Annotated in this window: 10 protein-coding genes and 1 pseudogene; 2 read left to right on the top strand and 9 right to left on the bottom strand. The window is 40.0% G+C overall.

The genetic code is table 11. The features are described 5' to 3' along the window. Positions 1–65: 65 nt before the first annotated feature. The 5 genes and pseudogenes from cobD to PN497_RS21290 form a co-directional block, all read right to left on the bottom strand. Positions 66–1,142: a threonine-phosphate decarboxylase CobD gene (gene cobD / locus PN497_RS21310; RefSeq protein WP_137669171.1), complete on the bottom strand. Its 1,077-nt coding sequence runs from the start codon at positions 1,140–1,142 to the stop codon at positions 66–68. A gap of 26 nt (positions 1,143–1,168) precedes the next feature. Next, positions 1,169–1,453, bottom strand: coding sequence for an HU family DNA-binding protein (locus PN497_RS21305; RefSeq protein ID WP_096572272.1), 285 nt, complete (start codon positions 1,451–1,453; stop codon positions 1,169–1,171). 542 nt (positions 1,454–1,995) lie between these two features. Then, positions 1,996–2,496: a GNAT family N-acetyltransferase gene (locus PN497_RS21300; protein ID WP_272110835.1), complete on the bottom strand. Its 501-nt coding sequence runs from the start codon at positions 2,494–2,496 to the stop codon at positions 1,996–1,998. A 2-nt stretch (positions 2,497–2,498) separates the two neighbouring features. Beyond that, positions 2,499–2,789, bottom strand: a complete 291-nt coding sequence (locus PN497_RS21295) for a type II toxin-antitoxin system TacA family antitoxin (protein ID WP_096572274.1) — start codon at positions 2,787–2,789, stop codon at positions 2,499–2,501. 105 nt (positions 2,790–2,894) lie between these two features. Continuing rightward, positions 2,895–3,083, bottom strand: a pseudogene (locus PN497_RS21290) (zinc ribbon domain-containing protein); the annotation flags it as partial. A 109-nt stretch (positions 3,084–3,192) separates the two neighbouring features. Here PN497_RS21290 and PN497_RS21285 point away from each other — a divergent pair. Together PN497_RS21285 and PN497_RS21280 are read left to right on the top strand one after the other, a co-directional pair. Beyond that, positions 3,193–3,600 (top strand): XisH family protein, encoded by a 408-nt coding sequence (locus PN497_RS21285; protein WP_096572275.1) that lies wholly within the window; start codon positions 3,193–3,195, stop codon positions 3,598–3,600. Then, the gene (locus PN497_RS21280) at positions 3,591–3,923 is read left to right on the top strand and encodes a XisI protein (RefSeq protein ID WP_096572276.1); all 333 of its coding nucleotides are present in this window, start codon (positions 3,591–3,593) and stop codon (positions 3,921–3,923) included. The genes PN497_RS21285 and PN497_RS21280 overlap by 10 nt, the downstream gene beginning before the upstream one ends. Before the next feature lie 91 nt (positions 3,924–4,014). On the opposite strand, the gene PN497_RS21275 is transcribed toward PN497_RS21280, so the two are convergent. The 4 genes from PN497_RS21275 to pilM all read right to left on the bottom strand — a co-directional run bounded on the left by PN497_RS21275 (position 4,015) and on the right by pilM (position 8,874). Next, a complete protein-coding gene (locus tag PN497_RS21275) occupies positions 4,015–6,090 on the bottom strand; it encodes a type IV pilus secretin family protein (RefSeq protein WP_096572277.1) in 2,076 nt (691 codons plus the stop codon). Between the two features lie 126 nt (positions 6,091–6,216). Next, positions 6,217–6,990 (bottom strand): pilus assembly protein PilO, encoded by a 774-nt coding sequence (locus tag PN497_RS21270; protein ID WP_096572278.1) that lies wholly within the window; start codon positions 6,988–6,990, stop codon positions 6,217–6,219. Beyond that, a complete protein-coding gene (locus PN497_RS21265; RefSeq protein ID WP_096572279.1) occupies positions 6,987–7,763 on the bottom strand; it encodes a PilN domain-containing protein in 777 nt (258 codons plus the stop codon). Before PN497_RS21265 ends, PN497_RS21270 begins: the two co-directional genes overlap by 4 nt. A gap of 4 nt (positions 7,764–7,767) precedes the next feature. Next, positions 7,768–8,874, bottom strand: a complete 1,107-nt coding sequence (gene pilM, locus PN497_RS21260; protein ID WP_272110836.1) for a type IV pilus assembly protein PilM — start codon at positions 8,872–8,874, stop codon at positions 7,768–7,770. Positions 8,875–9,157 lie beyond the last annotated feature (283 nt).

Below are 9,157 nucleotides of genomic sequence, written 5' to 3'. Positions count from 1 at the left end.
AGTCACCAGTCACCAGTCACCAGTCACCAGTCACCAGTCACCAGTCACCAGTCACCAGTCACCAGTCACCTGATAACTGATTTAAGGGCTGTTAGTAGGCGTTGGTTATCAGATTGGGAACGGACAGCGACACGGAAAAAGCGATCGCCCAACTCTTTAAAACTGCGACAATCACGAATTAAAATTTGGTATTGCTGAAGTAATTTTTCTTGTAACTGAGAAGTTGAATGTTGAGACTCTACCAATAGGTAGTTAACAGCGCCCTCTAGGGGTCTTAATCCGTTAATTGCCGATAAACCCTGAAAAAGTTGATTTCGTGCCTGTGGTAGCCATTTCCAGGTCTGTTGTTGAAAGTCTGTATCTTCGAGTGCGGCGATCGCAGCAGCAGCAGCTAAGGTATTCACAGGCCAGGGATCTCGCCATGATTGCCATTTTCTGAGCAAGTCCGGGTGAGCGATCGCATATCCTAACCTTAACCCAGGTAGACTGTAAAACTTGGTGAGCGATCGCAATATCACCAAATTCTCATATTCCTGTACCAATCCGATCAAACTTTGTTCCTGATCAGGAGGCAGAAAATCCATAAACGCCTCATCCACCACCACCAAAGCAAAATCTTTCAGGTACGGCAAAATATCATCCCGTAAAAATAGCTTACCCGTTGGGTTGTGTGGATTATTTAGCAATAAACCACAATTTTTAGACGGGGTATCTGAGGAAAATACGGAATAAATCTTTCCCAGTCCCCAATCCCCAATCCCCAAAATAGGAAACTCCAGCACTTTAGCATTATAAGCCGCTAGGGTGCGGTAATAATCGCCAAAGGCTGGAGTTATTAACATTGTAGCCGCTAATTGTCCTAATTCCCTACCTAGTAAAGTCAATAATTCTGCTGAACCGTTTCCCGGCAGAATCCACTCAGGTGGTAACTGATGAAAGTGACCCAGAGCTAGTTTGAGTTCGCTGTAATCTGGGTCAGGATAGTGTTTAAGATTACCAAATTGGGAGGCGATCGCAGCAATAACGCTGTTTGGAGGTCCCAACGGGCTGATACTGGCAGAAAAATCGACAATAGCATCCGGGGAACAGCCAGCTAACGCCGCTGCCCAAGCTAAATTTCCCCCGTGTGCCTGTTGTCGCATCAAAAATAGACTTCCTAGAACAGAACCTACTCTTTTGGGGGTGCTACTCTTTCTCTAAAGAGCTTCCCAGCAGAGAAAGCAGGAACTTTGGTAGCTGGAATTTCCATTTTTTCATTGGTTTTGGGGTTGCGGCCTTCACGAGCTTTCCGTTCCCGTGATTCAAAAGAACCAAATCCCACCAGGGTGACTTTATCGCCTGAAGCCACAGCCTCAATAATTGTCTCAATAGCAGCAGTTAACACCGCATCCGCTTGTTTCTTTGTCACACTGGCTTTTTCCGCCACTGCATCAACTAATTCGCCTTTGTTCATATCAAACTCCTTGAGGTTTAATTGAGATTTAGTCAAGATGTACTTTGTCGGATCTTTACGGAAATCTCTGTTGGCAGCATTACAAAAATCGTCCCTTGAGAGTATTTACACTCAAAACCCCTGTAAATCAGATTGGCTCGACTTTTCAATGAATCATTCTAAGGTGTTGTAGCCAGAAGTGCATAGGTGAAAGCATTAATTTATATAGATTTCAGAATTTATTGTGTTTTTTGCTGCATAGTTGCCCTGGAAACACCGAATTTTTAGGAATAAATGCTTACTGGGGATTGGGTACAGCAATTTTCGAGAGCATCCCAATTTTGAAAAAATCAACTCAGCAATACCAAAAACCCTCTTAAACCCTCTTAACTTTGTGTCCTTTGCGTTCTTTGCGGTTCATTCATATTAGGACTTTGTAGCAATTCAAAGATTCCCAAAAAATCAAATTACACATTTGGGATGCTCCCCAATTGTCAGGTAAATGAAACACAAAACAAAGTTTAAAAGCCTTATAGAGACGTTGCATGAAACATTTATACATATTAAAGGTTCGCCACAATATCTTTTAAAGGCAACATTAATGTCAAAGGTTCTATCGGTGAGGGCTTAAACTTATGTTTTAGATAAAATTGTTTAGCTGCTTCATCTTTCGCATGAACTAAAATACATCGTATGCCGACAATTTTGGATGCTTGTAAAACCCGAAAAATTGCATCTCTTAATAAACCAGATCCGATACCCTGCCCTTCCCATTGTTCATCAACAGCTAACCTACCAACGATCATACAAGGAACTGGATCTGGTGCATTTTGCTTGACTTTTCTAATAGCCACCGAGTGATATACACCAGAACTTGCCAAACAGTAATAACCGATTACTTTGTTTTCACAAATTACAACATAAGTTCTAGCAGTATCACCCTCATTTTTAAATGCTTTTTCCCTCAACCAATTATTTAAAGTTTCTGACCTTGAATTGAATTGTGATATATCATGGCTAGAATTAATTGGTTGAGGAGCTTCTATAATTTTCCTCTGATCCATTCTTAATCCCAAGGTGATTTAGCAGCTAAAAACTTACGTAGTTCCTCATCTGCTTTAGGTGGTGCATCTAAAATATCAATAAATTCTTGATATTTTTTTTCATCTAACGCAAAAAAAGTTTGATCACAAATTACTTTTTCCGCTTCTCTACAAGCGACATCTAGCATAAAATCAGAACGAGTTTTACCAAGAATTGATGCAGCATAATCAATTAAATTACGCTGTTTTTCTTGAACTCTAATATTAATAACCTGATTGCGTCCAGGATTATCCATTTCAAAGGAAGCTGCCATTTTGGTTTCCTGAATTTGAATTACTGCTATATAAAACCTAGACAAAACTAGACTTTACTTTCTACTTCAACGGGAGCATGGGAGCAGTTATCCCTCCGTAGACTTTCACGCCTTAGCCAGACGCGATAAATTAATTGCAGCGTTTAGATCCCTATCTATCTCAAAACCGCAGTTCTCACAGCAATAAATTCTTTCGGATAAAGAAAGACTTTCTTTTTTATGCCCACAACGAGAACAGGTTTTACTTGATGGATAAAATCTATCAGCAATTATAATTTCACAACCAAACTTTTTAGCTTATTATAAATAATCGTGTACACAATGTCAATACATTGTTGTGTGAGTCCTAAGTTACATTAAAATGGTACTAATGTTTTAAGGTTATGAGTCAGGATAATGTTACATGGCAAAGGATCGTTTTCACTATGCAGTAAGAACTGCTTTAGAGAAGGAAGGATGGATAATAACTGCTGACCCTTATGAGGTAAGCGTGGGAGATGTAGACTTTGAAATTGATCTAGCTGCACAGATGTTAGCAGCTGAACGAGCAGAAGAAAAGATTGCCGTTGAAATCAAAACCTTTATAAGCGGATCAAACGTTTCTGAATTTCATACCGCCCTTGGGCAGTTTCTTAACTACCAGTTTGCTCTTGAAGAATTTGATCCACAAAGAAAACTATATCTGGCAATACCCGATTCAATTTACAAATCATTTTTTCAGCGACGTTTTACCCGTTCTGTAATTGCTAGAAACCAAATCAACTTACTCATTTATGAGCCAAAACAGGAGATAATTGTCAAATGGCAGTAGAAGAGTATCGTGAAATAGTTAAGAATCTAATTTTAGAAAAAGCTCAAAGACGATTTACACCGGAAGAAATCGAAGCACAAGCGGTTATAGATACCCAAAATGACCACTATCTTCTCTTACATACTGGTTGGCGTGGGAATAATCGCACTCATGGATGTAGTATACACATTGATATCAAAAACGGCAAAATCTGGATACAGCATGATGGAACTGAAGTAGGAATTGCTACTCTCTTGCTTGAACAAGGCGTACCCAAACAAGATATAGTTTTAGCTTTTCATTCTCCAGAAATGCGCGAATTTACGGAATTTGCTACCCATTAAAGACACCTGAAATACCCGAATCATCCAACAATCCGGGTATTTGCACAGTCTACCGACTACCAGGAACTCTCAACCCCCTACGCTCAAGCATTTACCGCACCTGGGGACTAGGATTGTAGTTATAACCATAGCTAGAACGCTCTGTGTCATCCATTACCTGTGGTGTGAGTAATACAATTACCTCTCTGCGAACATTCTCTCTATTGGTGCTTCTAAACAACGAACCAATTAGAGGAATATCACCCAAGATAGGAACTTTGTTAACTGTTGCCCGATCTTGGTCTTGAATAATACCGGACAGAATTAGAGTTTGACCATCTCGCAGGCGGATTAAGCCAGACTGGAGAGAACGTTCAGATATCAAAACAACTCGTCCTGCATTTTCTACAACTTCTGCATCCGCGGGAGCGCGAACAACAGGAGCTACTGATAGAGATACAAAACCATTATCGTCAATGCGTTCGATTTTTACACTTAAAGTCAGACCAACATTGGTTTTTTCAATTGTGATAACTTCTCTTGAACCTCCCACAGTATCTGTGATATCTCTTTTGAAATTGCCCACGACTTCTTGAGTGAGATTAACACTGGCTGTTTGACCTTCTTGCACTATTAAAGTAGGGTCAGTCAAAATTTTAGCGTTGCCAGATTCCACTGTAGCATCCAAAGTAGCGACAATACTTCTATTAGAGGTTAGTCTACCATCGCCATCAAATACTACGCTTGCTAAACCATCACTACTGTTGAACCGTAACTTACGACCGATACCAAACGAAAAGCTGGTGTTGTACTGTGGAAAATTTGATAGGTTAACATCAATAATTTTGACGTTCACCATCACTTGACGACGACGAATATCAAGCTGAGTCAGTTGAGATATTGCCATATCAACTAACTTGGGAGAACCAATCAAGGTAACAGAATTTGTTCGCAAGTCTCCTACAGCCTGTAAACCTCTTAGTAAAGGCGTTATATTTTTAAAGTCGTCATCGCCAAGACTCAGAGGTTTTACTTCTGGTATTTTTACCTCTTCTTGGTTATTCTTGGCTGTCTCCTCACCTACCTTAGTAGAAACAACATTAGTAATTGTTCTTTCAACACTGACACTACTTTCTGCTCCTAAACTTACTAAAAAGTTTATGGCAACATCAGCTGAAACCTGATTGAGTCGCAAACTCCGCATTACAGTATCACGGGTAGAATTAGGCAATTTAGCGCCGACAAAAATTGTCCTCCCACTGCGGTTAGCTTCTAAACCACTCAAACGCAAAACGTAATTAAATACATCCTGCACTGGTTCATTTTCTATATCTAAAGAAATTGTTTGGCTAATGGTTTGGCCTGCTGGTGGCGCTGTTCCTTCTGATCCCACATAAGCCAGGTTAAGTCCAGCAGCACGAGCCAATAGTGATAAAACTTCCCTCACTGGTGCATCACGTAACACCAAACGCGGTACTCGTTCCTGTGTTCCTAAATCAATAGTTGTAGGAGATGTATCAATGTTAGATACTGTAATATCTCCCACTGGTGGGGCAACTGCTCTAGGTAAAAAAGGCGGTGCTAGGTTATAAGGTTGATTTGGTCCTGCTGGTTGTGCTTTTTTACCATCAATTGTTATTTCTGGGTTAGGTACTAACACATCTGGTTGTTTACCAAATTCTACAGCACCACCAGGGGGAGTTGGAGGTGCTGATGCTGTGGTGTTTGTATTCGGTGTGGTTGGGGTTGTGGTTGGTGTGGGTGCTGCTGCTGTCGCGTTTCCTGTGGTAGTAAAACCAAGAGTCAGATTGTTATTTTCACGGACTACAGGTTTACCAGCAGGAGCGTTATCAATACCCATGACGGTAACACGGACACTATTAGCATCTAACTGATTAACTTCTACAGATGCTATTCCCGGTGCGGGTTTTTCTTGACGGAAACTCTTGCCTTGAGGTAAACGCAGTTGCGTATTAATAATATCTGCAACTAAGGCTTTATCTCTTTTAGTGGTGAAAATCTGGGGTTTATTTCCAGAAGATGTCTTTAAAATTACACTAATTCCCCCATCAACGGGATTGAGTTTCACTTCTGTAATTTGAGTGGTCTGTGCCAAAACAGGTTGTGCTGCTAAAACGACACAAGCAACCGCACTAGAAATTAAAACATTACTATGAACTTGTTTCACAGTTCATTCCTCACATTCAATAAAAAACAGTCTGTATATCTACTTATTAAGCCAAAATCTAATAGTCATCCATTGTACATGGAATTGCCATATAAGTGACAAATCAGCACTCAGGATTTTTGCAGGTTACTTAGGCGGTGGTGCGGTTTTTGCTGCTGCTTCTGCCTGTTCTTCAGCAGTTAATGGCATTAATGCTACTAAGTCAAAGGAAGTAGAAATTTTGCCGACTCCTGTACGCACTCCTTTTTGCTTATCATCTGTATCTTCTTTTTCTGGTGGTACTAATTTAGAATCATAATTTTGCACGAGTAATAAAGGCTGTAATCGCTCAATATTACGCATGATTGCCTGAGTTTGTTCAAAATTGCCTTCTATTTCTACTTTGATAACTTGGCGTTTGAGTTTGTTGTTAACTTTGTCTCCCAGACTACCATCAGTAATAATTTCTGGTTTTTCTCCTGCTGGTGCAAACTTTTTCAGTTGGGCTTTAATGGCATTACTGCCCATAGCTGTAGCATTACTGGAATCTACCAAACGACTGGTATCCAAAAGTAATGTATCCAGACTTTTTTCATTAGCAAATAAAGCTAAAACTTGGGTTTGTTGTTGCTTAGATTGAGCTAATTCTCCTAGTAATTTATCTGCTTGTTTAGCTTGGAGATTTTTTTGGTCTACTTGTCCTTGCAAGTCCTTACTTTTGGTTTGCAAGTCTTGGAAGTTGGTAAACTCTGGCATGACCATGTTTAGTATCATATAAACAGCGCCTAGCAAGCCCATAGCACCAACTACCCCACCAGTTACTTTAGGTATAAAAGTAACACCAAAGGCAACAGGATAGGAAGATCCAGCCTCATCAAAATTGGCGTTTTTAGAAAAATTTAAATCATCACTGACTGTCATTTAATGGCTCCTATTTTTTGCAAGTTACGGATTCTTTCAACTAATCCGACTGTACCTTTTTGTTCTAAATCACGGATTAATTGCGATGCAGGTACAGGACTTAAACTAGCTTTAATAGTGTATTTAACTACTTGAGGAGGTTTAAATTTCACTTCATTTTTCGTCTCAGGTGGAACAGCACCAGTGATCTCAGGTGCATCAACTAATTCCGCTGTACTAATTCTGCTTTCTTCGGGCTTAAATAACTTGGATTTGCCCATAATTAACAGAAAGTCATTGACATCAGCAAAAGAACGGGCATAACCTGTAATTTCTAATTCTCCGGCATTGTTACTGTCGTCTTCACTGTTCTTGGCTTTGATCACAGGTGGAATTTGTTTAATGGTTTCCAACTGTACATTTGCGGGAATGCGATCGCGTAAATCCTGTAACATTGCTGACCAAGGACGAATCTGATCAAACACTGTGACTAAAGCTTGTGTTTGATCTTTGATGCCTTGTGTTTCCTCCTTAATTTTCTGAATATCGGCTAATTTTACATCTAGGTTTTTGTTTTCCTCCTCTAGTTGGGCAATTTGTTGTCCTAGTCCTGCATTTTGGGCTTGTAAAAACAACAAAACACCAAACACCAAAGCTGGAATAGACAAACCCACACCGACTCCCAATAAAGCTGGTGTATATTCAGTGATATCAGTTTTTGGTCTAACAGGTTTATTATTATCCAACTCAGCAGGTGAGCGATCTTTGAGAAAATTAATATCTAGACTGTACATTTTTTTATGCCTCCCGCATTCCTAAACCAAGAACTATCCCCAAACCAGGGCGTTGCACTGGGGGATATTTATCTTCTTCTACTTCCAAAGATAAATCTCTGATCGGATCTATTTGAGTAGTAGGAAAACCTAATCTTTGAGTAAAAAATTCATCCAGTTGTTGCAATCCTCCTCCCATACCAGCTAGTAAAATCTGTGCAACTTCTAAACCCTCACTCTGATTGATATAAAAATCTATAGAACGACGTAATTCATCAGCTAATTCTCCTAGTATTTTTAACATCGGACTCATACCAGGATTAGCACCAGTCAGCCCGGTTCTAGCTACATCCAAAGGATTTGCGGGAATAATCATATCCATCAACATATCCATCTCCCGTGATATGGGGAAATTCATTGCCCTAGATAAAGCCGCTTGCAGTTGATATGTACCTATAGGCACAGCACGAGAAAATTGTGGTACTCCATTGATAATGATGGCAATTTCTGTACTATCAAATTCAATATCAACTAAAACTGCTGCTTCTTGGGGTCCGAATAGTCGCAACTGATCCCGAATAGTTCTAATCAGAGCAAAACTGTTAATCTCTAAAACATCAACTGCTAATCCAGCTTCGGCAAAAGTATTAATATAGGTATCTGTCACTTCTTTACGAGTGGCAACCAAAAGCACTTGTACTTTTTCAATGCCATCCTCGTCTACAACATACCCCAATTTTTGATAATCTACATCAGCTTCTTCTCGTGGATAGGGTAAATACAATGCTGCTTCATGGTTAAGCACAATGTCCCGCAACTCTTTATCATCCAACTCAGCTGGTACAGGAATCACACGCACAATAGCATCTTTTCCGGGAATACAAGTAGCAAAACGGGAAGCTTGGATTTTGCTTTCAGCTATTGCCTGTTGGATAATTTCCGCCATCCGGGGAGAATCGTTAATCTTACCATCTATAATTATTCCCTCTGGGACGGGGTAAGTTATCAAAGATTCTATTTTTAAACCTTGGCGCTGCTTACGCATTTGAACTATGTTCATTCGATCTGGTGCTAGTTCAATACCAACACCTTTGTTGGATTTACCAAGGAGATTACCAAGATTACTCAAGATGCTAACCACAGTTTTACCTGCTAGATTGCTAAATGGAAAATTTATGATAAGGAGTCAGGAGTCGTAGGGGCGAAGCATTCGGGCGACCAATTATCAATTTTATGAAAAGGCTATTTTCCTGTAAGGGCGAAGCATTCGGGCGATAAATTATCAATTTTGATCACAGGTTATTTTCCGAATGCCTGTCTGCCGACAGGCAGGCTTCGCCCCTACTTCGCCCGTACAAGAGTCAGGAGTTATTTATTTTGGATTTTGGATGCAAGAATTTTGGATTGTTTTTGTT

It is taken from the genome of Sphaerospermopsis kisseleviana CS-549 (assembly GCF_028329225.1).
Taxonomy (GTDB): Bacteria; Cyanobacteriota; Cyanobacteriia; order Cyanobacteriales; family Nostocaceae; genus Sphaerospermopsis; species Sphaerospermopsis kisseleviana.
The sequence above is the reverse complement of the archived record's forward strand: the minus strand, read 5'-3'. Positions and strand labels throughout refer to the sequence as shown.

Coding starts and splice junctions, on each gene's coding strand:
- cobD (WP_137669171.1), bottom strand. CDS start 1,142: ATGCGACAACAGGCACACGGGGGAAATTTAGCTTGGGCAGCGGCGTTA.
- PN497_RS21305 (WP_096572272.1), bottom strand. CDS start 1,453: ATGAACAAAGGCGAATTAGTTGATGCAGTGGCGGAAAAAGCCAGTGTG.
- PN497_RS21300 (WP_272110835.1), bottom strand. CDS start 2,496: ATGGATCAGAGGAAAATTATAGAAGCTCCTCAACCAATTAATTCTAGC.
- PN497_RS21295 (WP_096572274.1), bottom strand. CDS start 2,789: ATGGCAGCTTCCTTTGAAATGGATAATCCTGGACGCAATCAGGTTATT.
- PN497_RS21285 (WP_096572275.1), top strand. CDS start 3,193: ATGGCAAAGGATCGTTTTCACTATGCAGTAAGAACTGCTTTAGAGAAG.
- PN497_RS21280 (WP_096572276.1), top strand. CDS start 3,591: ATGGCAGTAGAAGAGTATCGTGAAATAGTTAAGAATCTAATTTTAGAA.
- PN497_RS21270 (WP_096572278.1), bottom strand. CDS start 6,990: ATGACAGTCAGTGATGATTTAAATTTTTCTAAAAACGCCAATTTTGAT.
- PN497_RS21265 (WP_096572279.1), bottom strand. CDS start 7,763: ATGTACAGTCTAGATATTAATTTTCTCAAAGATCGCTCACCTGCTGAG.